The 23,508-nt window shown below is 63.5% G+C and carries 19 protein-coding genes and 1 pseudogene; 5 read left to right on the top strand and 15 right to left on the bottom strand.

All coding sequences use genetic code 11. The features are described 5' to 3' along the window. Positions 1–79 precede the first annotated feature (79 nt). From QFZ70_RS05515 to fdxA, 3 genes are all read right to left on the bottom strand, one after another. The gene (locus QFZ70_RS05515; protein WP_104042432.1) at positions 80–1,366 is read right to left on the bottom strand and encodes a citrate synthase; all 1,287 of its coding nucleotides are present in this window, start codon (positions 1,364–1,366) and stop codon (positions 80–82) included. 227 nt (positions 1,367–1,593) lie between these two features. Beyond that, positions 1,594–2,742 (bottom strand): succinyldiaminopimelate transaminase, encoded by a 1,149-nt coding sequence (dapC, locus tag QFZ70_RS05510; protein ID WP_307097803.1) that lies wholly within the window; start codon positions 2,740–2,742, stop codon positions 1,594–1,596. Positions 2,743–2,756: 14 nt separating this feature from the next. Then, complete coding sequence (gene fdxA, locus QFZ70_RS05505; protein WP_009356972.1) at positions 2,757–3,083, bottom strand: ferredoxin; 327 nt, start codon at positions 3,081–3,083, stop codon at positions 2,757–2,759. Between the two features lie 135 nt (positions 3,084–3,218). On the opposite strand from fdxA, the gene QFZ70_RS05500 reads away from it, so the two are divergent. Further along, positions 3,219–3,455 (top strand): hypothetical protein, encoded by a 237-nt coding sequence (locus tag QFZ70_RS05500; RefSeq protein ID WP_307094440.1) that lies wholly within the window; start codon positions 3,219–3,221, stop codon positions 3,453–3,455. Between the two features lie 158 nt (positions 3,456–3,613). Here QFZ70_RS05500 and typA read toward each other — a convergent pair whose 3' ends face one another. Beyond that, a complete protein-coding gene (gene typA / locus QFZ70_RS05495; protein ID WP_307094439.1) occupies positions 3,614–5,542 on the bottom strand; it encodes a translational GTPase TypA in 1,929 nt (642 codons plus the stop codon). 270 nt (positions 5,543–5,812) lie between these two features. On the opposite strand from typA, the gene QFZ70_RS05490 reads away from it, so the two are divergent. Then, positions 5,813–6,688: an SGNH/GDSL hydrolase family protein gene (locus QFZ70_RS05490; RefSeq protein ID WP_307094438.1), complete on the top strand. Its 876-nt coding sequence runs from the start codon at positions 5,813–5,815 to the stop codon at positions 6,686–6,688. 9 nt (positions 6,689–6,697) lie between these two features. Here QFZ70_RS05490 and QFZ70_RS05485 read toward each other — a convergent pair. From QFZ70_RS05485 to ychF, 8 genes and pseudogenes are all read right to left on the bottom strand, one after another. Continuing rightward, positions 6,698–8,420: pseudogene (locus tag QFZ70_RS05485) on the bottom strand (dipeptide ABC transporter ATP-binding protein). Beyond that, positions 8,417–9,367: an ABC transporter permease gene (locus QFZ70_RS05480; RefSeq protein WP_307094437.1), complete on the bottom strand. Its 951-nt coding sequence runs from the start codon at positions 9,365–9,367 to the stop codon at positions 8,417–8,419. Before QFZ70_RS05480 ends, QFZ70_RS05485 begins: the two are co-directional and overlap by 4 nt. After that, entirely contained in the window at positions 9,357–10,286 is a 930-nt protein-coding gene (locus QFZ70_RS05475; protein WP_307094436.1) for an ABC transporter permease, read from the bottom strand. The genes QFZ70_RS05480 and QFZ70_RS05475 overlap by 11 nt, the downstream gene beginning before the upstream one ends. 129 nt (positions 10,287–10,415) lie before the next feature. Continuing rightward, positions 10,416–12,086 carry an ABC transporter substrate-binding protein gene (locus QFZ70_RS05470; protein WP_307094435.1) on the bottom strand — a complete coding sequence of 557 codons (1,671 nt, stop codon included), beginning with the start codon at positions 12,084–12,086 and terminating at the stop codon, positions 10,416–10,418. Between the two features lie 278 nt (positions 12,087–12,364). Beyond that, positions 12,365–14,128 carry an ABC transporter family substrate-binding protein gene (locus QFZ70_RS05465; protein ID WP_307094434.1) on the bottom strand — a complete coding sequence of 588 codons (1,764 nt, stop codon included), beginning with the start codon at positions 14,126–14,128 and terminating at the stop codon, positions 12,365–12,367. Between the two features lie 63 nt (positions 14,129–14,191). Beyond that, a complete protein-coding gene (locus QFZ70_RS05460; RefSeq protein ID WP_307094433.1) occupies positions 14,192–15,823 on the bottom strand; it encodes a cryptochrome/photolyase family protein in 1,632 nt (543 codons plus the stop codon). 50 nt (positions 15,824–15,873) lie between these two features. Continuing rightward, the gene (locus QFZ70_RS05455; RefSeq protein ID WP_307094432.1) at positions 15,874–16,317 is read right to left on the bottom strand and encodes a hypothetical protein; all 444 of its coding nucleotides are present in this window, start codon (positions 16,315–16,317) and stop codon (positions 15,874–15,876) included. Between the two features lie 114 nt (positions 16,318–16,431). Further along, on the bottom strand, positions 16,432–17,517 hold the full coding sequence (ychF, locus tag QFZ70_RS05450) for a redox-regulated ATPase YchF (protein ID WP_307094431.1): 1,086 nt from the start codon (positions 17,515–17,517) through the stop codon (positions 16,432–16,434). A 102-nt stretch (positions 17,518–17,619) separates the two neighbouring features. On the opposite strand from ychF, the gene QFZ70_RS05445 reads away from it, so the two are divergent. Beyond that, positions 17,620–18,849, top strand: a complete 1,230-nt coding sequence (locus tag QFZ70_RS05445) for a DNA recombination protein RmuC (RefSeq protein WP_307094430.1) — start codon at positions 17,620–17,622, stop codon at positions 18,847–18,849. 108 nt (positions 18,850–18,957) lie between these two features. Here QFZ70_RS05445 and QFZ70_RS05440 read toward each other — a convergent pair whose 3' ends face one another. Next, complete coding sequence (locus QFZ70_RS05440; RefSeq protein ID WP_307094429.1) at positions 18,958–20,037, bottom strand: 4-hydroxy-3-methylbut-2-enyl diphosphate reductase; 1,080 nt, start codon at positions 20,035–20,037, stop codon at positions 18,958–18,960. Positions 20,038–20,046: 9 nt separating this feature from the next. Continuing rightward, entirely contained in the window at positions 20,047–20,892 is an 846-nt protein-coding gene (locus QFZ70_RS05435) for a hypothetical protein (protein ID WP_307094428.1), read from the bottom strand. Positions 20,893–21,084: 192 nt separating this feature from the next. Between QFZ70_RS05435 and xseA the strand changes: the two genes are divergently transcribed. After that, positions 21,085–22,425, top strand: coding sequence for an exodeoxyribonuclease VII large subunit (gene xseA / locus QFZ70_RS05430; RefSeq protein ID WP_307094427.1), 1,341 nt, complete (start codon positions 21,085–21,087; stop codon positions 22,423–22,425). Continuing rightward, a complete protein-coding gene (locus QFZ70_RS05425) occupies positions 22,418–22,636 on the top strand; it encodes an exodeoxyribonuclease VII small subunit (protein WP_307094426.1) in 219 nt (72 codons plus the stop codon). Before xseA ends, QFZ70_RS05425 begins: the two co-directional genes overlap by 8 nt. Before the next feature lie 9 nt (positions 22,637–22,645). Here QFZ70_RS05425 and QFZ70_RS05420 read toward each other — a convergent pair whose 3' ends face one another. Beyond that, positions 22,646–23,500 (bottom strand): PPK2 family polyphosphate kinase, encoded by an 855-nt coding sequence (locus tag QFZ70_RS05420; protein ID WP_307094425.1) that lies wholly within the window; start codon positions 23,498–23,500, stop codon positions 22,646–22,648. Between the last annotated feature and the right edge of the window lie 8 nt (positions 23,501–23,508).

Genomic DNA, 23,508 nt, shown 5'->3' with positions numbered 1-23,508 from the left:
CCTCTCAGAGGTGGACGGCCGACGTCGTACTAGTTAGGGCCCCCCGCCGATCGTGCGGGGTTTGTGAGCCGCTGGGGATCTAGCGGGCCGGGTAGTCCCGCTCAGGCTCACCGATGTAGAGCTGCCGCGGGCGGCCGATCTTAGTGTTCGGGTCGCTGATCATTTCGCGCCACTGGGCGATCCAGCCGGGGAGGCGGCCGATAGCGAAGAGCACCGTGAACATCTTCTCCGGGAAGCCCATGGCCTTGTAGATGAGGCCGGTGTAGAAGTCGACGTTCGGGTAGAGCTTGCGCTGGATGAAGTAGTCATCGTTCAGCGCCTTCTCTTCCAGGCGCAGGGCGATGTCCAACAGTTCGTCGTTGCCGCCGAGCTTGGTGAGGATCTCATGCGCGGTGGCCTTAACGATCTTGGCGCGCGGATCGTAGTTCTTGTAGACGCGGTGCCCGAAGCCCATGAGGCGGACCCCGTCTTCCTTGTTCTTGACCTTCTCCATGTAGTCCTCGGGCTTGGTGCCGTCAGCCTGGATCTGGCGGAGCATCTTCAGCACTGCCTCGTTGGCACCGCCGTGGGCAGGCCCGAACAGGGCGTTAATGCCTGCCGAAACAGACGCGAACAGGTTGGCGTTGGAGGAGCCCACCAGGCGCACGGTGGAGGTGGAGCAGTTCTGCTCGTGGTCCGCGTGCAGGATCAGCAGGAGGTCCAAGGCCTTCGCCACCACCGGGTCAACTTCGTACTGCTCAGCCGGAAGCCCGAAGCTGAGGCGCAGGAAGTTCTCCACGAGGTTGTGGGAGTTGTCCGGGTACAGCATCGGCTGGCCAATGGACTTCTTGTGGGCGTAGGCCGCGATCACCGGGAGCTTGGCCATGAGACGGATGGTGGAAACTTCCACCTGCTCGGCGTTGAACGGGTCCAACGAGTCCTGGTAGAACGTGGACAGCGCCGAAACGGCCGAGGACAGGACGGGCATGGGGTGCGCGTCGCGCGGAAACCCGCCGAAGAAGCCCTTGAGCTCCTCATGCAGCAGGGTGTGCCGGCGGATCTTCTGGTCGAATTCGTCCAGTTCCGTGGGCGAGGGCAGGTTGCCGTAAATCAGCAGGTAGGACACTTCAAGGAAGCTGGAGTGCTGCGCCAGCTGTTCAATGGGGTATCCGCGGTAGCGCAGGATGCCCGCATCGCCATCGATGTAGGTGATGGCCGAAGTTGTGGCTGCTGTGTTCATGAAGCCGGGGTCAAAGGTGACTGCGCCCGTCTGCTTCAGCAGTTTGGAAACGTCGTAGCCTTCGTTTCCTTCAACAACCTGGATGCGCGGCAGCTCGAGCTCGCCTCCTGCGTGGTGCAGGGTCGCAGCATTGTTGGTCTCAGTCATGGAGTCCCCTTCATGAGGCGTCTGGGCCTCTGTCGAAAGCTTGATCCAACATCAGGTGAGCCGCGCACGAAGCCTGAGAACACAGGTTCCAACACCCGGGCTGCCTTCTTGTAGAAAGCCACCATTGATAGTCAGTTAAAAGCTACCGCTCCTTGGCGGGTGCCACTAATCCGCGACAGTCCAAAAAGCCCTAAAACGAGGTGGATGTGGCGCGAGTCACAGCATTGTTACGATGCGGCACCCAGGCGGGCTGCAGCGGCGTCGATCCGCTCGTCGGTTCCGGTGAGGGCCACCCGGACATAGCCATTGCCTGCCTCACCGTAGAAAACGCCGGGACCTACCACGATGCCGCGCTCGGCCAGCCGCGCCACGGTGTCCCAGGTGCTCTCCCCCGCTGTGGACCAGAGGTACAGTCCGGCGTCGGATTCCTTGATCTCCAGACCAAAGTCAAGCAGCGCCGGGACCAGCCGTTCGCGGCGTCCGCGGTAAAGGTCCTTCTGGGCCTCTACATGCGCGTCGTCGCCCAAGGCAACCCGCATAGCCTCCTGCACCGGATAGGGCACGATCATGCCCGCGTGCTTGCGGCTGTTCACGAGGTTGGGCATCAGGTCCGGATCCCCGGCTACAAATGCGGCCCGGTATCCTGCCACGTTGGACTGCTTGCTCAACGAGTACACAGCGAGCAGGCCCCGATGCGATCCACCCGCCACCCGCGGGTCCAGGATGCTTGGCACTGCCTGGCCGCCCCGCTGGACGTCCCAGTCGCCCCAGCCAAGTTCCGCATAGCATTCGTCGGAGGCAACCACGGCGCCCAGCTCCCGCGCCTGCGCCACGAGCGGCTTCAGGGATTCAATCCCCCGGACGCTGCCCGTGGGATTTCCGGGGGAATTGACCCAGATCAGCCGGACACACGAGCGGGTGGCGTCGTCGAGCTCGTCAAGGTTGTCCGTGGCGACGGAGGTGACGCCGGCGAGGGTGGCGCCGATATCGTACGTGGGGTAGGCAACCTTGGGGCGGACGACGACGTCGCCTGGCTTCAGCCCCAGCAGCAGCGGCAGCCACGCCACCAGTTCCTTGGAGCCCACGGTGGGCATGATGTTCCGCGGGTCGAGTCCAGCCACTCCCCGGCGGCGTTCAAACCATCCGGCGATGGCTTCCCGGAGCGCGGGTGTGCCGTGGACTGTGGGGTATCCGGGCGCATTGGCGGCGGCCTTCAAGGCTTCCTGGATCAGCGCGGGCGTGGGGTCCACAGGAGTGCCGATGGACAGGTTGACCGCTCCCCCCGGGTGCTTCGACGCCTTCGCGAGATACGGCGCCATGGCCTCCCACGGGTAGTCGGGCAGGTCAAGGCCGAACGTATTCACTGCTGCGGTCACCATTCCTGCCTGTGTTAGTGGTCTTGGTTTTGCGGCGGCAGTGCGGCGATCATCGGGTGGTCCTTGCCGGTGTTGCCGATCTTTGCGGCTCCGCCCGGGGACCCGAGGTCGTCAAAGAACTCCACGTTGGCCTTGTAGTAGTCGGCCCACTCATCCGGGGTGTCATCCTCGTAGTAGATGGCCTCAACAGGGCATACGGGCTCACAGGCCCCACAGTCCACGCACTCGTCCGGATGGATGTACAGCGAACGCTCACCCTCGTAGATGCAGTCGACGGGGCACTCCTCAATACATGCCTTGTCCTTGACATCTACACACGGCTGCGCGATTACGTACGTCACGTCCCTTGCCTCTCCACGTTGGTTCCGGCATCCCGCCGGCACTTGCATCCGGCAACATGGCCGGACCCTGACATCTGAGCCTATTATCTCCCGGCCCATTCCCGCGAACCTAGCCGGACTGCCTAGTATGAACTGGTGAGTCAGCCTTCCACCCCCACGGGGTTTCTTTCCGCGGCCGCGCCCGGCACCCGGGTGGTGGTCCGCTACCGCATCGAGGGCGGATTCACAGATGCCCTGGGTGATCTGGTGGAGTGCAACGCCGGTGCCTGCACCGTACGCACCCGGCAGGCCGACGTCGTCATCCAGCTTTCGGACGTAGTGGCCGCAAAAGGGGTTCCACCGGCACCGAAGCGCCGCCGGCCCGCACTCTAGCGGGCACTCACTGCGCAGGGACTGCCTTCCTGGGCCGAATTGAGCGCGCAGGCCGGTACTCCCTATGCCGCACCACTGGTTTAAAAGAAAAAGCCGGGACGACGGCGGAAAATCCGCCTGCCGTCCCGGCAAGTTCAATGGCCCCGAGGCTGGTGTTGCTAAACCTTGGCGCGTGCGCGGTTGGCCTTGGAGCGCTCGTTGGTGTCCAGGATCACCTTGCGGATGCGGATGGCTTCCGGGGTCACCTCGACGCATTCGTCCTCGCGGGCGAATTCGAGGGACTCTTCGAGGGTGAGGTCGCGCGGGGGCGTCAGGTTCTCAAAGGTGTCGGAGGAGGCTGCACGCATGTTGGTGAGCTTCTTTTCCTTGGTGATGTTGACGTCCATGTCGTCGGCGCGGGAGTTCTCTCCGACAATCATGCCCTCGTAGACCTCGGAGGTGGGCTTCACGAAGAAGGAACCGCGCTCCTGCAGGTTGATCATGGCGAACGGCGTCACAACACCGGCGCGGTCGGCGATCATCGAACCGTTGGTGCGGTATTCGATGGGGCCGGCCCAGGGCTCGTAGCCCTCGGAGATGGAAGCTGCGATGCCGGCGCCACGGGTGTCCGTGAGGAACTTGGTGCGGAAGCCGATCAGGCCACGGGCGGGAACGATGAATTCCATCCGGCACCAGCCGGTGCCGTGGTTGGCCATGTTGGTCATGCGGCCCTTGCGGGCTGCCATGAGCTGGGTGACGGCACCGAGGTACTCTTCCGGCACGTCGATGGTCATATGTTCCATGGGCTCGTGGATCTTGCCGTCGATGGTTTTGGTAACAACCTGCGGCTTGCCCACGGTCAGCTCGAAGCCTTCGCGGCGCATCTGCTCGACGAGGATGGCCAGGGCCAGCTCGCCACGGCCCTGGACTTCCCAGGCGTCGGGACGCTCGGTGGGGAGAACCTTGATGGAGACGTTACCGATCAGTTCCTTGTCCAGGCGGTCCTTCACCTGGCGGGCGGTGACCTTGGCGCCCTTGACCTTGCCGGCGAGCGGAGAGGTGTTGATACCGATGGTCATGGAGATCGCGGGATCGTCAACGGTGATCAGCGGCAGCGGCTGCGGGTTTTCGGCGTCGGTCAGGGTCTCACCGATGGTGATTTCTTCAATACCGGCGACGGCGACGATCTCGCCGGGACCGGCGGATTCGGCCGGGACGCGGTCCAGTGCCTTCGTGGCCAGCAGTTCGGTGATCTTGACGTTCTTCAGCTCACCGTTGGCGCGTGCCCAGGCAACGGTCTGGCCCTTGCGCAGGGTGCCGTTGTAGATGCGCAGCAGTGCCAGGCGGCCCAGGAACGGGGAGGCGTCCAGGTTGGTGACGTGCGCCTGAAGGACACCTTCCGGGTTGTAGGTGGGAGCCGGGATGTGCTCAATGATGGTCTTGAACAGCGGCTCGAGGTCCTCGTTCTCCGGGGCGGTGCCGTCGGTGGGCTGCTCCAGGGAGGCGCGGCCAACCTTGGCGGCAGCGTAGACAACGGGAACTTCGAGGATTTTGTCGAGGTCCAGGTCCGGAACTTCGTCTGCCAGGTCAGAGGCAAGGCCCAGGAGGAGGTCCATGGACTCGTGGACGACTTCCTCGATGCGGGCATCAGGACGGTCGGTCTTGTTGACCAGCAGGATAACGGGCAGGTGGGCGGCCAGGGCCTTGCGGAGCACGAAGCGGGTCTGCGGCAGCGGGCCTTCGGAAGCATCAACGAGGAGGACAACGCCGTCGACCATGGACAGGCCGCGCTCCACCTCGCCACCGAAGTCGGCGTGGCCGGGGGTGTCGATGACGTTGATGGTGATGGTCTCGCCGTTCGAGGACGGACCGTTGTAGGCCACCGTGGTGTTCTTGGCCAGGATGGTGATGCCCTTTTCGCGCTCGAGGTCACCGGAGTCCATCACGCGGTCTTCGAGGTGGTTGTGCTCGGCAAAGGAGTTGGTCTGCTTGAGCATGGCGTCGACCAGGGTGGTCTTGCCGTGGTCAACGTGGGCCACGATCGCGACGTTGCGGAGGTCACTGCGTGATGCAGTGGCTACCGCGGTGTTGGTGGTGGTTTCAGACATGCGTAATGGCTCGATTCAGTGGTGAAAGTCAGCTGTTGTATCGCGACATTTCCAACTGGAACGCACGACGATCAGGCCCTTAGCACAGGGCGCCTTCCTCAATTCTAGCCGCAGAGCCGTTTATTGGCCTAAATTTCTCGAGGCCCGCCAGGTTGGGCGGGCGCTCAACGGCCACATCCCGGACAGAATTGGTGAGAAAAATCACTGGTCATTCCTACTGCCGTGCCACATGATTGCTCTTACATTCAACGCACGCCCGAAAGACACCAGATGCAAAAAGCCTTGGCCCGGAACCGCTTTGCCGCATCCGGAGCGGCCACCGTTATCGCGTTGTTAGGTGCTATCGCCTTGTCGGGCTGCGAGGCACCGGTCCGGGCCTCCGCCGCCCCACTGTTGCAGGCTCCTGCCGCGGGCCAGCCGGAAACTGTGGCCGTGGATACAGGCGTTACGGCTGCCGGTGCCCGTGTCCTTAACCCGGCGAACGGGCGGATTGAGGCCGTTGTCCCCGATATCAGCAGTACGGTTCTTCTGATCGGGGATTCGCAGTCGGAACCGCTGGACGGCTGGCCCCGGCAGGGTCTCGCCGCTGCAGGATACAAGGTCTACTTCGGCGGGCGCGGTGGCACTGGATTCGTCGCCGCCAACGGCAAGACAGGCAACTACATCGACGCCCTGTTGCGTGGTGAGTGGCTGCTCCCCGCGGGCACGCCGGCCCTGATTGTCCTTCAGGGCGGCGGCAACGACGCTGCCCGCGGAGCATCCAACAGCCAGATCGCCAACAACGCCGGGCGTCTGATCGCGGAACTACAGGCCCGATACCCGGGAACCCGGCTCGCAATGATCGGCACTTTGGCCCGGGGAAGGGACAACGGGGGCGGCCGGCGCAGTGAAGTTGATGCCCTGCTGGGATCAGTGGCCGCGCAGCATGGCCTGCCCTTCGTATCCGTGGGTGACTGGCTCACGAGGTATGGCCTGGTGAGAGACCTCGCCGACGCAGTACACATGAATTCCAGTGGCAGGGTGGCCCTCGGCACCCTCCTGGAGCGAAGCCTGCGCGAGCTGGGCCTGGAGCGGAAACCGGCAGGTGTTCAGGGGGAAAGCAGCTGGAGCCGGAGCCTGCGGGCTCCGGCTCCAGCCGGTGAATAAGAAGGGCCGCTAAGCCACTTCGGGCGGAAGCATCAGCTTCGCGCCGGGGATGGCGTTCAGCAGTGCCTTCGTGTACTCCTGCTGCGGCGCTTCGAAGACGTTGTCAGTGGATCCGGTCTCCACCAGACGGCCCTTTTCCATCACACATACGTGGTCCGCGATCTGCCGCACCACCGCAAGGTCGTGCGTGATGAAGAGGTAGGTCAACCCCAGGTTGGACTGAAGGTCGGCCAGCAGGTTCAGCACCTGGGCCTGAACCAGGACGTCCAGTGCGGATACTGCTTCGTCGCAGATGATGACTTCAGGATCCAGGGCCAAGGCACGGGCGATGGCGACACGCTGCCGCTGCCCGCCCGAGAGCTCGTTTGGGTACCGCTGCATGGTGGATTGGGGCAGCGCCACCTGGTCCAGCAGTTCGCGGACCTTCTTTTCCCGGCTGGCCCTGTTTCCGATCTTGTGGACCCGCAATGGTTCCTCAATGGTCCGGAAGATGTTGTACATCGGGTCAAGGGAGCCGTAGGGATCCTGGAAGATGGGCTGCACCCGGCGCCGGAACTTGAAGAGTTCCGAGGGCTTAAGGACCGAAGTGTCGACGCCGTCGAAAAGGATCCTGCCGTCGGTGGGCTTCTCAAGCTGGAGCACCATCTTGGCCACCGTAGACTTGCCGGAGCCCGACTCCCCCACGATCGCCGTCGTGGTTCCCCGAAGCACATTGAAGCTCACGCCGTCGACCGCCGCAAAGTCCGACGATCTCCCCAGGCCCTGCCGAAGTTTATACACCTTCCGCAGGTCCTGGATCTGCAGCACGTTGTCGGCAGTGAGGGCCTCTGCAGCCGGGGCCAGAAGATCCGCTGCCTCCACGCCCTGTTCCTTGGCAACCTGGATCCTTCGGCTGGCCAGGGAAGGTGCAGACTCGACGAGCCGCTTGGTGTAGGGGTGCTGCGGGTTTTGCAGCAGCTCCAGGGACGGCCCTGACTCCACCACCTGCCCGCGGTACATCACCACTACTTTGTCCGCGCGTTCAGCTGCGAGGCCAAGATCGTGCGTGATCAGCAGGACAGCCGTTCCCAGCTCGGAGGTCATGCCCTCAAGGTGGTCCAGGATCTGCCGCTGCACCGTGACGTCCAGGGCCGACGTAGGTTCGTCGGCGATCAGCAGCCTCGGCTGGCAGGACAGGCCGATGGCGATCAGTGCCCGCTGCCGCATTCCGCCGGAAAAACTCGTGCGGGTACTGCTTGGCGCGACGGTGGGAGTCCGGCAACCCGGCCTGCGACAGGACCTTGGCGATGTCCTCGGGGCCACTCGGACGGCCGTTGGCCCGAAGCGTTTCCTTGACCTGGTAACCGATCTTCCATACCGGGTTGAGGTTGGACATGGGGTCCTGGGGCACCATGCCGATGGTGTTGCCGCGCAGTTCGATCATCCGCTTTTCGGGTGCGTGCGAGATGTCTTCGCCGTCCAGCAGGATCTGCCCGTTGGAAACCCTGCCGTTGCCGGGCAGGAGGCCGATGGCAGCCAGAGCGGTGGTTGACTTTCCCGACCCCGATTCGCCCACGATGGCAACGGTCTCACCCGGCATGATGGTCAGGTGCGCGTTCCGGACAGCATTAACTTCACCGTTGCTGGTCTCGAACGCGATGGCCAGGTCCCGGATTTCCAGCAAGGGACGGTTCGCGGGTGTTCCGGCTTCAGTAATAGTGACATCGGACGTGGTCACGTGTGCCTCCTTCATCGCTGGCGGCTCTTCGGGTCAAGAGCGTCGCGCAGGGCATCGCCCAGCATGATAAAGCTCAGGACGGTGATGGACAGGGCGGCAGCCGGGTAGAGCAGCACGGCGGGGTTGGTACGGATGGATGCCTGCGCCGCAGAAATGTCGTTGCCCCAGGACATGATGCTGCCCGGGAGCCCAATGCCGAGGAAGGACAACGTGGCCTCCAGCACGATGAACACACCAAGCTCCATCGTGGCCAGCACGATGATGGGAGCAAGGGCGTTGGGCAGCACGTGCCGGATGAGGCTCTGGATCCTGGACACGCCAAGCGAACGGGCGGCCGTGATGAAGTCGGCATTCCGGACTTCGATCACAGCGCCGCGGGTCAACCGCGCCATCGTTGGCCAGGCCAGCAACACGATGATCATGATGACGGTCCACACACTCTTGTTTTCCCGGAAGAACGGGAGCTGGGTCACCACCAATGCACCAAGCACCAGCGGGAGTGCGAAGAAGATATCGCCGAGGCGGGCGATAACGGCATCAACCCAGCCGCCATAGAAGCCGGCAAGCGCACCGAGCGTCACGCCGATGAGGAGCACACCGATGACGGCGAAGACGCCCACCATAACGGAAGCCTGCGTGCCGTAAATGACGCGCGCGTACACGTCGCAGCCCTGGAAGGTAAAACCGAATGGGTGGCCGGCCGACGGTGCGCCGTCCGAGTTCGCCAACTGGCAGTTGTCGTTCGGTGCCGTCTGGGTGAACAGGCCGGGGAAGAACGCCACGATCAGGATGATCAGGATCATCACCGCCGAGACAATGAACAGCGGACGACGGCGGAGCTTCCGCCAGGCGTCGGCCCACAGGCTCAGCGGGGCCTGGTCAGTCTTTACCGCGTCCGTCGCCAGCAGAGGGGTCTCCTCGATGGGGGCAACGTAATGAGTGGTGTCTTGGTTACTTTTCATAGCGAATCCTCGGATCAAGCCAGGCGTACAGCAAATCAACCAGGAGGTTGGCGACAACAAAGACCAGCACCAGCACGCTCACGATTGCGACGACGGTGGGTCCCTCGCTGCGGAGAATCGCCTGGTAGAGCTTCTGCCCCACGCCGGGAACGTTGAAGATTCCCTCAGTCACGATGGCGCCGCCCATCAACCCGCCGAGGCTTGCGCCCAGGTAGGTCACCACGGGGATCATCGAGTTGCGGAGGATATGTGCCATCACCACGCGCGGCCGGGAGAGCCCCTTCGCCGTCGCGGTACGGACGTAATCCGCCGTCGAATTTTCAATCACAGACGCACGCGTAAGGCGAAGCACGTAGGCGAAGGACACCAACGCCAGCGCGAAGGCCGGAAGCAGCAGGGTGTCCCAGCCGACGTCCGTGCCGACCGTGGGTTTGGCCCAGCCAAGGTAAACACCGAAGACGAGCTGCAGGACGAAGCCAAGCACAAAGATGGGAATGGCGATGACGACGAGGGAGGCGAGCAGCACCGACGAGTCGAAGATTTTGCCCTTACGCAGGCCCGCGATGAGGCCGAAGCCGATGCCGAACACTGCCTGGATGACCAGCGCTTCGACGGCGAGCATCACCGTGACGGGGAAGACACGGCCGAGGGTTGCCGCGATGGGCTGGCCGGTGAAGTCCACGCCCAGGTTGAACGTAAAGAGGTTTTTGAGGAACAGGCCGTACTGGACCCAGAACGGCTGGTCGAGGTTGTACTGCTGGCGAAGGGCTGCGATGACGGCCTCGCTGGGCGGGCGCTCACCGAAAAGTGCCCTGACGGGATCGCCGGGGAGGGCAAACACCATGAAGTAGACCAGCAGGGTGGTGCCAAGGAATACGGGGATGACTTGGAGCAACCGGCGGAGAATGAACTGGATCACAGCACACCCTCCGGGGATTTTGGAGATGTTGGGAAATTCATGTGGGACAGCTTCCTGCCGGTATCAAGGCTATGGGGGCCCGGCTGTTGCCGGACCCCCACTAGCTATTTGAGTTGGACGGTCTCAGAACTACTTTGCGGTGATGTTGTAGTACTGAATGACACCGTTCCAGCCGCTGTCCACGTTGGTAACGTTCTGGCTCCACACGACCTGGCGTGCGGAGTACCACAGCGGGAGGTTGGGCAGGTCCTGGAACAGGATCTCCTGGGCCTCGGTGAACTTGGCGTTGGCGTCGTCAGTGGACTTGGCGCCCAGTCCTTCGTTGAGGAGCTTGTCGAACTCGGGGTTCGTGTAGCCCTCGTAGTTGGCGCTGGCACCGGTCTTCAGGAGCGGGCCAAGGAAGTTGTAGAGCGAGGGGTAGTCGGCCTGCCAGCCTGCCCGGGTGAAGCCGGGGAGGGTCTTCGCTTCGCGGAGGTCGAGGATCTCAGCGAACTTGGCGAACGGCTGTCCCTCTGCCTGAATCCCCAGGTTGTTCTTCAGGTTGTTGGCAACAGCGTCGATCCATTCCTTGTTGCCGCCATCGGTGTTGTAGGCGAGCTGCAGGGTCTTGCCCGCGGGCCAGGGGCTGATGGCGTTGGCCTTTTCCCAGGCTTCCTTTGCCTTGGCGGCATCGAACTTCAGAACCTCGGATCCCGCAACGTTCTCGTTGTAGCCATCCACTGCCGGGGAGGTGAAGTCCTTGGCCGGGATGCGGGTGCCGCTGAAGATCACCTTGGTGATTTCGTCACGGTTGATTGCCATGGAGATGGCCTGACGGCGCAGCTTGCCCGCCTCGCCCTGGAACTCGGGCAGGTAGCCCGGGATGTTCAGGGTGGAGTTGCCGGCGTACGGCTTGTTCAGGTGGTTCTCGGGGAAGTCCGTGGTGTAGGTCTTCAAGGCGTTCGTCGGAAGGACGTCCGTAACGTCCAGGTTGTTGGCCTGGATGTCAGTGTAGGCGGGAGCCGGATCGGTGTAGAACTTGAAGGTCACACCGCCGTTCTTGGCTACGCGGGGGCCGGCGTAGTCCTCGTTCTTGACGAGTTCAATCTGGCTGTCGTGCTGCCAGGCGCCTTCCTTGGCCATCTTGTAGGGGCCATTGCCAACCGGGTTTTCGCCGTACGCCTTCGGATCGGCGATCGCCTGGGACGGGAGCGGCATAAAGGCGCTGTAGCCAAGGCGCAGCGGCCAGTCGGCCTCCGGCTGGGTCAGCTTAACCTCAATGGTCGTGTCGTCCTTAAGGACCAGGCCGGAGAGGGTCTTGGCGGTGGGAGCGGGAACGTCGCTCTCGCCTTGCTTCTTGGTGGCGCTGACGGCGTCGTAGCCTTCAATCGACTCAAAAAAGCTGCTGTTGGACTGCGCGTTTGTGCTCAGTGCAGCAAAGTTCCAGGCGTCAACGAAGCTCTTGGCAGTGACTTCCTCACCGTTGGTGAACTTGGTGCCGCTCTTGACCTTGATCGTGTAGTTCTGGCCGTCGGGTGATTCGATCGACTCAGCAAGGGCATTGACTGACTTCCCACTGGGGTCGTAGCTGGTCAGGCCTTCGAAGAGAAGTTCGACGACGCGGCCGCCATAGACTTCGTTGGTGTTTGCCGGCAGCAACGGGTTCTGTGGTTCGTTGCTGTAAGCGGTGATGACCTTATTGGGGTCGCCAGCAGGCTGGCTGGCACCGTCATTGCTGCCGCCTCCAGCGCCGCAGCCGGTCAGGGCGAGCGCGGCGATTGCCACGATGCCCAGTGCTTTGGAAGTGCGCGCAAAACGCATTCCGCCTCCTATGAGTTGTGGGAGAAAACGAGGGGAATCTTTGCTTCCCCGCAGGCGAGACGCAGTTATCAACTGTGACGCAACCTACATATACGAGTAGCCTAACCGCACGAAGTCCAGATACTGGTACTCCGTTGCCAAACCGTGACCGGCGCGGTTTCCGTGCCTTAGCCGGTGAACGGAAGTTGTGCAAGTCACATGCTACTCGCCGGTAGGCTGAACAGCGAATCGAAAATGTGAACCGGGCCACGCAACCTGCGGCAGGTGTTCAGGGGCCCTTAGGCCAGCCGCCAGTCCCAGACGTTCCACCAGACGCCCAGGGGTCCGGGGCTGGGTTTGACCCCGGTAATCCGGGCGCTGAAAGCAGTGGTGCCTACGGTTTGGTACAGCGGCAGACCGTAAGCGTTCTCCCACACCTGCTTATCAATTTCCGCCAGGAGTTCGTCCTGTTTGGCGAGGTCAGTGGTCCGGGCGAGTTCTTGCATGACCCTGTCAGCGTCGCCGTCGGAGAATCCGTTGAAATTGCTGCCTGCGCCCGTGCGGAAGATCTGCGGAACGCGGCTGACTCCCACTCCGTTGCCGATCCAGCCAAGCAATGCCGCGTCGTGCGCGCCGCCACCCAGGGCCTTGGCCCAGTCGGCGTTGCTTTGGCCGGCGTCGACCACCTGGAAGCCTGCCAGCGCTGCCGAGTTTTTGATCAGGGCAAAAGCTTCAGCCCGGTTAGGGTTATCGCGGTTGTAGAGGATGCGGACGGTGGGGGTTTCTCCATCCAACAGCGCCCTTGCGCCGTCAATGTCCACGTCCGCATAACCTGCGGAGCCGTTGTTTTTGGCAGTATCTTCGTACTTTGGCTGCCCGGGCAGAAAGACGTGCGAGTCGAGGGGCTTTGCATCGGGCAGCAGGTCCCCGACCACGGCATCAACAATGGCTTGGCGCGGCACCGTCTTCAGGAAGGCCTCGCGGACTTCCTCCCGTCCGAAGGGCCCGGAGAAGTTCAGGTCCAGGTGGTCATACCCGGACTGGTTGTACCGCTCAACGGTGTTGCCCTGCCCGGCCAGGCCGGTGAACAGATCATCGGTACCTGCTGAGGGCTGGGGCGAGATGATGTCTGCCCGCCCGTTCCGGAGGGCATCCACGGCCGCTGGCAGCGCGCCGGTGAAGCGGATGTTGATCTCATCGAGCCACGGCTCCTGGCCCCAAACGTAATCCCGGTTGCGGACCAGCCGCATGGAAACTCCGGGGACGATGTCCCGGACGATAAACGGGCCGCTGGAAAGGTAGACGGCGGGATCATCAGGAAGTTCCTTGGTATCAAATCCGGAGTTCCAAAAGTCGCTGACCTGCTTCAGCGCAGTGTTGACCACCGGCTCTTCGACGTCCCCGCGTGGTGAGTCCTTGATGAGGTCGATGAGGTCTTCCTCATCGTTAAGGCCGCCTTTCGCGGCCACCACGTGCGCCGGCAGGCCGACGTCGAACGCCACTTCCCAGTCGGCGTACGGCAGGGTGTACTCCAGGGTAATGGAACGTCCGTCCGCTCCCACCTCGGGAAGCACGGTTCCTGCCAGCCCGCTGGTGTCGGCGGCGGTGGAGAAATACTTGGTGCCGGTCCCGGCCATCGGATCGGCGTCGTCGAAGTAGCCTGAGCCGGCAGCCCAGCTCAGCAGGAGGTCGCCGGCGTCGATAGCTTCGCCGTCGGACCAGGTGACGCCCTCGTTGACGGTGTACCTCACCTTCAGGGGTTCGTCCGAAACCTTTTCAAAACGCCCGAACTTTTCGTTGCGGACGACTGTGGACGAGGCATCAAGGTAGTAGAACCCCGAGTGCGTGATGTGCCCCACCTTCGAGTTGATGTCCGTGTTGCCGTCAGTGCTGTAGGGATTAAAGGAGGAGAACGCGTTGACCTCGGCAACGGTGGCGCTGCCACCGCGCTTGGCCTCCCCTACCACTACGGGCGTGGTGCCTCCGCTGCTTGAGCAGCCCGAAAGCACCAGGGCAGCTGCTACCGCCGCGGTAAGGACCTGCATCAGACGCCTGACCGGCATGCCGCCTCCTTGTTTTGCTTCTGCGGGAGGGGCTCCTGGAATTGCCAGGATGACGCCCTGTACTCAGGATAAGGCGTCCGGCGGCGCGATCGTCGACGCCGTTCGCAGCAGCCGTGTTGTCTCCTGCCCGCCGCCGAGCAGCGCTTCAGCATGACGGCGGTGCTCCCGCCGCTTGTCCGGGTCCATCTTGTCAAGCAGTGAGACCACCATCCCCGACCGCGGATTCCTTTCGAAGACCTCCCGGTGGTCGTCAATGAAGGTCCAGTACAGCCCATCCCAGTCCGGCACCCATTCCCCTGCCGGCAGGTCCGACATCTTGCGCAGGTAGTTGCTGCCGGAAACGTAGGGTTTCGTGGTGATCGCCTCCCCGGCAGCAAACTGGCTCATGGCATACACGTTGGGCACCATCACCCAGTCGTACGCGTCGATGAAGAGTTCCATGAACCACTCGTAGACGTCGTCGGGATGGATCCGCAGCAAAGACATCGCGTTGCCCAGGACCATCAAACGCTCAATGTGATGGGCATAGCCGGTGGCAAGGACGCGGGAGATCACCATGTCCACAGGCGCAAGCCCTGTGCTGGCATCCCACCACCCGTCCCCCAGTTCGTTCCTGTGATTCAACCGGTTGGTGGTGCGCAGCTGCCGGCCGCGGGTCCGGTACGTGGCGCGCATGTACTCCCGCCAGCCAATCAGCTGCCGCACAAAACCCTCGAGGGAGGCGAGCGGAGTGCCCGGCCCCGCACCGTCGAGCACCTCCTGCAGGACCTCCCTGGGGTCCAGCAGTCCGATGTTCAGGGCCGGTGTGAGCAGGCCATGGGAAATGAAGGGATGCGCGGCGGAGATAGCATCCTCATAGGGGCCGAAGTCGTTGAGGCGTTCGCGGACGAATTCCTGCAAATGCTTGCGTGCTTCGTCGGCGATCGTCGGCCAGGCAAACAGGTGGGGGTCACCTGGAGCATCCGGGAACTCCTCCGCCACCCAGGCGATAGCCTGGGCGACGTCGTCGGACGCCCCGTCTCCGGCACCGGCAGGTTGATCGGTGAACCCTTCGGTGAGCCCTTCAAGGTCAAAGGTCCCCTCCTGCCGAAGGACGGGATGGTGCGCGAAACGGGCGACAGTGCGGGGCCTGTATCCGCGGGGGAGCTTCTTCCGATTATCGGCGTCGAAGGACCATTGCCCACCTGCTGGTTCCCCGCCGTCGACAAGAATGTCGAGCCGGCGGCGCTGCCACACATAGAAGTCGTGCATCCGGGAAGCATTATGGGCAAACCAGCCATCGATCTGTCCGCGGCTGGTAAGGAAGTTCGGCGTCTCCAGCACGTCCTCTTCGCGCATTAGGTAACCGCCGTCGGCCAGGCCGGCAAACAGGTCCTGCTCAAGCCAGTCATCCACTACGTCGAACCAGGTCACCCGCGCCGGGCGGCGGTGGCGCACAAGTTCTGCGAGCCGGTCTCGGGAACTGCGGTCGGCCCCGCTGCGAAGGACAACAACTTCGTGGCCGTTCCCGCGCAGGCGGCGCGCAAACCGGCTCATTGACGCACGGTGCAGGACCAGTTTGTGGGAGTGGAACGAATACTGGCGAAAGAGCAGATCATGCTCGATAAGCACAAACACAGTGCCGTCTGCCGCATCAATATGCTGACGGAACAACTGATGCGGCAGAACCAGACGCAAATGCGGGCCGGGAGTCATTCCCTAACCATAGGGGTGCGTCTCAGAACCGGATGTCGAGGATGACGGCTTCACTGGACGTGGCGCCTGAATGGGTCAGGCCACCACCACCGATGCCGCGACCGGCGGTCAGCCCTGCGGCGGGCCGCGTCGAGATAGTCCTTGAGCGCCGAATCAAAGACCGGCTGAGGCAAATTCAGCGTCGCACGGCTCAGCTGGCAATCTGCCAGCACATCGCTGATCGCCCCCGGGACCATCCGCATTCCCTGAATACCCTTCACGGACCGCCTGAGCCGTCCGCCCTGCTCCGTGAGCCGCATCCCCCAGGATGAGTCGATCACAGCAAGGCCGGAACCGACCAGAATCGCTATTGCCGTCTCCACCCGTTCCCTTGAAGGGACTTCGGCCTGCAGCATGTCCCACCCTGGCAGCAGCGTACTCAGCGTCGAGGAGCGCTTCTCATCGCGCAGCAGGGTCATGAGCGTCGCAGCGTCAGACATGTCCATGCGGTTCATGCCGTTCACCCTAGCGTTCATTGAGCAGCCCCGCCTCGGGAGCGATCTCCACCTCAGAAGAACTACGTTGCCCAACACTCTGGCCGAGGATTCCCCGGAGGTACCGGATTTGACCTATACGTTGAAGCGGAACTCCACAACGTCGCCGTCGGCCATGATATATTCCTTGCCTTCGATCCTGACCTTGCCCCGGGACTTGGCCTCTGCCATGGACCCCGCTTCGATGAGGTCGTGGAAAGAGACTACTTCCGCCTTGATGAAGCCTCGCTGGAAGTCGGTGTGGATTACACCGGCGGCCTGGGGAGCCGTATCGCCGCGGTGGATGGTCCAGGCCCGCGCTTCCTTGGGGCCTGCGGTGAGGTAGGTCTGCAGGCCCAGGGTGTGGAAGCCGACCCGGGCCAGCTGGTCCAGCCCGGATTCGTCCTGGCCGTTCATTTCCAGCATCTCCCGGGCCTCTTCCTCGTCCAGTTCCACGAGGTCGGCCTCAAGCTTGGCGTCGAGGAAAATGCAGTCGGCCGGGGCCACGAGGGCACGCAGTTCTTCCTGCTTTTCCGGGCTGCCGAGGATTCCTTCGTCAGCATTGAAGACATAGATGAAAGGCTTGGCCGTCAGGAGGCTGAGCTCCTTGAGGTGATCCATCTCCAGCTTGTCGCTCTTGATGGAGGAGAAGATGGTGTCGCCGCGCTCAAGGACCTTCTGTGCGGCGAGGATGGCGTTCAGCTCCGCAGCCTCGCGCTTCTTGATCTTCACTTCTTTTTCAATGCGCGGAATGGCTTTTTCGATGGTTTGCAGGTCCGCGAGGATCAGCTCGGTGTTGATGGTCTCCATGTCGGAGCGGGGATCCACCTTGCCGTCGACGTGGATTACGTCGGGATCATCGAAGACGCGCACCACCTGCGCGATGGCTTCTGCCTCGCGGATGTTGGCCAGGAACTGGTTCCCGAGGCCTTCGCCCTCGCTGGCGCCCTTGACGATGCCGGCGATGTCCACGAAGGAGACCGCGGCCGGCAGCAGGCGCTGGGAGTTGAAGAGTTCGCCAAGCTGCTTGAGCCGGGGATCCGGCAGGCTGACAACGCCCACGTTGGGCTCGATGGTGGCGAACGGATAGTTCGCTGCCAGGACCTGGTTGCGGGTCAGTGCGTTGAAGAGGGTTGATTTGCCGACGTTGGGCAGTCCGACGATGCCAATAGTAAGAGCCACGAGCATTGATTCTACCCGCAGCAGGCATGGAGGCGGTTCGGTGGCTGGCTCGCCGAAATGTCGCTTCGGGAAAATGTCACAGCCCCATGCGACAGTGAGCACATGGATGCATTCGCGCTGATACTGGCTTTGTTCATGCTGTTACTGGGGGCCCTTGCGGGCGCCGCAGCCACTTACTTTGCGCTGCGGAGGAACAGCCGCGCGGTCGAAGAGGACTTCGATGCCGTCTCGTCGCGGCTTTCGGAGGTGAGCGCCCAGTTCGCCGCGGCCGACGCCGAACGCCGTCTTTTGGCTGCACAGAACCGGGAGCTGGGCGAATCGCGGTCCCAGGACGGCAGCGTGCTCCGAGCACTGGCGCCCGTGGCCGAGAAATTGACCGCAGTGCAGCAGCAGGTGGCCCTCCTGGAGCGCGACCGGCTGGAACAGTACGGCCAGCTCGCCCAGCAGCTGCAGGAGGCCCGGCTCTCTGATGAACAGCTGATCCGGTCCACGCACGCCCTGGAGTCCGCGCTGCGGTCCAACAGCGCGCGCGGGCAGTGGGGCGAGGTTCAGTTGCGGCGCGTGGTGGAGGCGTCTGGAATGCTGCGGCATGTCGACTTTATCGAGCAGGTCCACAGCTCCGGCAGCGAGTCGTCAGTCCGGCCGGACCTGGTGGTCCAACTGCCCGGCGAGAAGCAGTTGGTGGTGGATGCAAAGGTCCCCCTGTCGGCCTACCTCGAAGCCCAGGAGCTCGGTGCGTCCATGGACTCGCGCGCAGTACAGGCCGGGCCGGCCTTGAATACAGACCGCCGCTCCCAGCAGGCGCTTTTGGCTGCCCACGCGAAGGCCCTGCGCGCCCACGTGGACTCACTCAGCAACAAGAGGTACTGGGATATCCCCGGCAACTCCCCTGAGCTGGTGATCTGCTTCATCCCGGCTGAATCGATCCTGGCCGCGGCACTCATGGCGGACGCCGAACTCCTGGACCATGCGCTGTCCCGGAATGTGGTTTTGGCCTCGCCAAGCACGCTGCTGGCCGTGCTGAAATCTGTTGCCTTCACCTGGCGGCAGGACGTCCTTACCGACAGCGCCCGCGAACTCTTCGACCTCGCCAGGCAGCTGTACGACCGGATGGGGACCCTGGGCGAAAACGTCACCAAGCTGGGCTCAGCCCTGAAGACGTCCGTGGACCGTTACAACTCAATGGTGGGGACGCTGGAAGCGCGTGTCCTTCCCACTGCCCGGAAGTTGAACACGCTGGAGGAATCCGGCCTGGTCACTCCTCCGGTTGTGGAGGTTACGCCGCGCGCGCTGGCCGCCCCCGAACTCCAGAGCGAGGACGAGGCCGCGTGAGGGCGGACGCCGGGTAGGGATTCCCGGCCCAGAACTCCGGGACAACTGCTTTTGGATACGAGAAGGGTCTGGCAGCCGCAGCTGCCAGACCCTTCCCACTTCTAACCGTTAGCTGCGCGGGCGTCGTCCACCCAGGGCACGGCTGACATCGCCGGCCTGCTTCAGGGTGGCCCGGAGCTCCTTGGGCAGCGAGAAGAGGAGGTCTTCTTCGGCGGTGACCACTTCCTCAACCGAGCCGTAGCCGTAGTCCGCCAGCAGGCGGAGGACGTCCTGCACCAGCACTTCGGGTACGGATGCCCCGGACGTCACGCCAACGGTTGCGACGCCTTCGAACCAGGCCTCGTCCACTTCATTGGCGAAGTCCACCCGATACGAGGCCTTCGCCCCGTATTCAAGTGCAACCTCCACCAGCCTTACGGAGTTGGAGGAGTTGGCCGACCCCACCACGATGACCAGGTCGGCCTGGGGTGAGATCTTCTTGATGGCCACCTGGCGGTTGGTGGTGGCGTAGCAGATGTCGTCGCTGGGCGGGTCCTGCAGGGTGGGGAACCGATCCTTCAACAGACGGACCGTTTCCATGGTTTCGTCAACGCTGAGGGTGGTCTGTGATAGCCAGATGACCTTTTCCGGATCCCGCACCGTCACCTGGTCCACTTCGTGCGGGCCATTGATGATCTGGATGTGTTCCGGAGCTTCACCTGCGGTGCCTTCGACTTCCTCGTGGCCGTCGTGGCCGATCAGCAGGATGTCGAAATCGTCCTTCGCGAACCGTACGGCTTCCTTGTGGACCTTGGTCACCAGCGGGCACGTGGCGTCGATGGTGCGCAGGCCACGATCCTCAGCGGACTGGACCACGGCCGGCGATACACCGTGGGCAGAAAAAATCACCAGTGCGCCCTCGGGCACTTCGTCGGTTTCGTCAACGAAGATGGCGCCCTGCTCCTCCAGTGAGCTGACCACGTGGACGTTGTGCACAATCTGCTTGCGCACATACACCGGCGGGCCGTAGTGCTCCAGGGCCTTCTCGACGGCGATGACGGCACGGTCAACGCCGGCGCAGTACCCACGGGGAGCAGCAAGCAGCACCTTCTTGGTTCCGGATACGGGGGCTGCAGCAGCTACTTCCTCAGGAGAGCGGCGCCTACGCGGGATAGTGGGCATCGAAAGGGAAACAGCTGAGGGGGTCATTACTCGATTCTACCGGTTTGCCCGCGTCCGCTTTCGCGCTATGAGGCCTGCCACAATCCCCACCAGCAGTAATACCCCACCGGTGATTGCCGCTGCCAGGGTCCACGTCTGGAAGTCGGCGGAAGACGCCGCTACGAACTCGTTCCGGAACATGTTCGCCACCTCGTTGCCGCTGTCAGCTGCCAGCACGGCAGCAGAACCCAACTGCGCGCCGTACGCCCAGAGAGCCGCCAGCAGCAACGCGCCAGCTCCTGCACCCACGAGTACCGTCCAGCGGCGGCGGGCGGCTACGAAGGCAAGCAGCAGCGCCACCGCCGATCCCCCGGCCAACAGGTAGCCGGCCGGGGCATAGGTACTGAGTCGCTCGGTCCATTCCTTCTGCTCGGGCTGACCCACGCTGATAAGCGTCTCCTCCGGCGGATCCAGGGGAATTCGGGTGGTGCGTGATATTTCCTCGGCGCCCAGCGCCACCAAGGGCGCGACGTCGAGGGTCAGGGAGGAGGCGGGTGCTTCAGCGCCGGCACCTGTACCTGCGAAACTCAGGCGGTGGCTTTTCCGCAGCGTTTCTTCCCACGCAGCGGAGTAGCCGGGAAGACCGGTCAGGGACTCTGCGGCACCTTCCAGCACGGGCCGGACCAGGTCCGAGAGGAAGCCCGGGACGGCGCTGGTGTCGATTGTCCCGATCGCCGCCGCTGCCAGTCCCTGCTGGAACTCCGAGTTCCTGCCCAGCGGCGCCGCCAGTTCCACGAAACCCTGCTCCTGGACGATGTTGCGATCCAGCCAGATGGCCGGCACTGCCACAGCAGCAAGCAGTACGGCCAGCAAGGTGGCAGCAGCGGAAACAAAAGTGCGCACAGCAGGTCCTTCAGGTCGATGGCGGTCCACCCATCCTAGGCGGGCAATCCGGCCCGCCACTGTCAGCCCCGCGTGCTACAGCTTATGGATAAGGTTGAATGACCGCTGCACAACAGACCGCCGCACAACAGACCGCCGCACAACAGACAAAGGACCCCATGCCCGCAGCTCCAGCTCCGCAAGGGAGCCCGTATGTCTGAACAGACCTCCCTTCCGGTTTCCGGGCAGAAGATGGCAGCGCCCCCCACCCTCCCGGCGACGGCGGCGGAAACCACCCCGGACAATCCCTGGCCGCTGCAGCTCCTCTCGCAGAAGCTGAAAGCCCACATCGACCGCACCCCGTCGGCGTGGGTTGAAGGCCAGGTCATCGAACTGAACCGGCGCGGCACCAACGCCTACCTCACCTTGCGGGACGTTGACGCCGAAGTTTCGCTGCCTGCTTCGGTGTGGACCAAAGTGCTGGAGCGCCAGAATTTGCCGCTGGAGCGCGGTTCCCGGGTAGTGGCCCTGCTGAAGCCGGAGTTCTGGATCAAGACGGGCAGGTTGAACATGCTGGTCCGGGACATCAGGCCTGTGGGCCTGGGCGATCTTCTCGCCCGGATCGAGCGCCTGCGCCAGGCACTCGCCGCCGAGGGGCTTTTTTCGGACTCCCGCAAGAAGCCGCTGCCCCTCCTGCCGCACCGCATCGGCCTCATCACCGGCCGCGACTCGGACGCCAAAAAGGACATCCTGCGGAACGCCGCCCTGCGCTGGCCCGCCGTGGAGTTTGAAATCCGCGAAGTGGCTGTCCAGGGCAACACTGCCGTGTCCCAGGTGGTCCGTGCCCTTCGGGAGCTGGACTCCCGGCCAGAGGTTGACGTTATTGTTATCGCCCGCGGCGGCGGCGCCCTGGAAGACCTGCTGCCCTTCAACAGCGAAGAACTCATCCGCGCCGTGGCGGCCGCCGCCACCCCGGTGGTGAGTGCCATTGGCCATGAGGCGGACAGGCCGCTGCTGGACGACGTCGCCGATCTTCGCGCCTCCACCCCCACGGACGCCGCCAAGCGGATTGTGCCCGAAGTATCCGAAGAACTGGCAGGGGTGCGCCAGGCCCGGGAGCAGCTGCGCCGGTGCATGGAACGCCTTGTGGACAGGGAAACGGACCGCCTGGCGTCCCTCCGCTCAAGGCCGGTACTGGCTGCGCCCGAGGCCCTGGTGACCATCCGCTCGGACGAGATTGAGCGGCTGCTCCGTAGGTCTTCCGCGGCGGTGAGCTCCACCGTGGTGCGCGCAGCCGACCAGCTGGAGCACCTGAGAGCCCAGGTGCGTGCGCTGTCACCGCAGAAAACGCTCGACCGGGGCTACGCGGTCGTCGAGCTCTCAGATGCCCTGGCCGCAAGCCGCGGCAGCTCAGGGCATGCGGTAGTGCGCCGCCCGGCCGAGGCGCCGGCGGGAACGCCGCTCTCGGTCCGGGTTGCAGAAGGCCGCTTCGGCGCAACCTCCACGGGCGCACTTGAACAGCACAAATCGGAAACCGGAGAATCCAATGACTGAGCAAAAGCCAGGAAACGACGTCGCAGCGCTGAGCTATGAGGAAGCGCGCGAACAGCTCGTCGCCGTGGTGGGCAGGCTGGAAGCGGGAGGCGTCAGCCTTGAGGAATCCCTGGCCCTGTGGGAACGCGGCGAAGCCTTGGCGGCGCGCTGCGAGGAGTGGCTGGAAGGGGCACGGAAGCGGCTGGCCGCTGCCCGCGACCAGCCGATGTAGACACCATGCTCAGGATCGGATGATCAGCTCCCGCTCCGTGGCGACGTCGAACTCGGCCTTGGGCCACTCAAGGTTCAGCCCGGCCAGTGCCCCCAGGAGCAGCTGCTGCACTGCGATCCGGGCGTACCACTTCTTGTTGGCCGGAACCACGTGCCAGGGCGCGTCCGGAGTGCTCGTTTCATCGATGGCCGCCTGGTACGCATCCATATAGTCCTCCCAGAACGCCCGCTCATCGAGGTCGCCCCGGCTGTACTTCCAGTGCTTGGCCGGGTCGTCCAGCCGGGCCAGCAGCCGCGCCTTCTGCTCTTCCCCGCTGATGTGGAGCATCACCTTGACGACTTTGGTCCCCGAGTCTGCCAGACGTCCCTCAAACTCATTGATTGCCACATAGCGGCGTTTGATCTCATCGGGGCTGGCCCAGCCGTGGACGCGGTGGATCAGCACGTCCTCGTAATGGGAGCGGTCGAATACGCCCATCATTCCCGCTGCTGGCACTTCCTTCTCGATCCGCCACAGGAAGTCGTAGGACTTCTCCTCATCCGTCGGAGCCTTGAAAGCCTTGAACTGGATGCCTTGGGGATCGGTGGCGGCCATGACGTGGTTTACGATTCCGCCCTTGCCTGCCGTGTCCATCGCCTGCAGGATCAGGAGGATCCGCTTCCGTCCGCCGAAGCGTGACTCCGCAAAAAGCTTCTCCTGCAACTCGCCCAGCTCGTCGTCCAGGTCCGCCAGGAGGGCCTTTCCGTCTGCCTTGCTGCCCCTGTAGCCGGGCGTGGAGTCTGGATCAACGTTTGCCAGCGAGAACCCCTCCCCCGCCCGAAGGGTCTCGGAGGGGTGCTGGTCGAATTGGACGACGCCGGCCATGGGGAATC

It is taken from the genome of Arthrobacter sp. V1I9, assembly GCF_030817075.1.
Taxonomy (GTDB): domain Bacteria; phylum Actinomycetota; class Actinomycetes; order Actinomycetales; family Micrococcaceae; genus Arthrobacter.
Note: the sequence above shows the minus strand (reverse complement) of the source record. Positions and strands in the feature narration are given on the sequence as shown.

Bases quoted from the DNA above. Each gene is read 5' to 3' on its own strand.
- QFZ70_RS05490 (WP_307094438.1), top strand. From the start codon at position 5,813: ATGCAAAAAGCCTTGGCCCGGAACCGCTTTGCCGCATCCGGAGCGGCC.
- QFZ70_RS05445 (WP_307094430.1), top strand. From the start codon at position 17,620: ATGGATGCATTCGCGCTGATACTGGCTTTGTTCATGCTGTTACTGGGG.
- xseA (WP_307094427.1), top strand. From the start codon at position 21,085: ATGTCTGAACAGACCTCCCTTCCGGTTTCCGGGCAGAAGATGGCAGCG.
- QFZ70_RS05480 (WP_307094437.1), bottom strand. From the start codon at position 9,367: ATGAAAAGTAACCAAGACACCACTCATTACGTTGCCCCCATCGAGGAG.
- QFZ70_RS05515 (WP_104042432.1), bottom strand. From the start codon at position 1,366: ATGACTGAGACCAACAATGCTGCGACCCTGCACCACGCAGGAGGCGAG.
- QFZ70_RS05460 (WP_307094433.1), bottom strand. From the start codon at position 15,823: ATGACTCCCGGCCCGCATTTGCGTCTGGTTCTGCCGCATCAGTTGTTC.
- QFZ70_RS05455 (WP_307094432.1), bottom strand. From the start codon at position 16,317: ATGAACCGCATGGACATGTCTGACGCTGCGACGCTCATGACCCTGCTG.
- QFZ70_RS05425 (WP_307094426.1), top strand. From the start codon at position 22,418: ATGACTGAGCAAAAGCCAGGAAACGACGTCGCAGCGCTGAGCTATGAG.
- QFZ70_RS05420 (WP_307094425.1), bottom strand. From the start codon at position 23,500: ATGGCCGGCGTCGTCCAATTCGACCAGCACCCCTCCGAGACCCTTCGG.
- QFZ70_RS05440 (WP_307094429.1), bottom strand. From the start codon at position 20,037: ATGACCCCCTCAGCTGTTTCCCTTTCGATGCCCACTATCCCGCGTAGG.
- QFZ70_RS05470 (WP_307094435.1), bottom strand. From the start codon at position 12,086: ATGCGTTTTGCGCGCACTTCCAAAGCACTGGGCATCGTGGCAATCGCC.
- typA (WP_307094439.1), bottom strand. From the start codon at position 5,542: ATGTCTGAAACCACCACCAACACCGCGGTAGCCACTGCATCACGCAGT.
- QFZ70_RS05465 (WP_307094434.1), bottom strand. From the start codon at position 14,128: ATGCCGGTCAGGCGTCTGATGCAGGTCCTTACCGCGGCGGTAGCAGCT.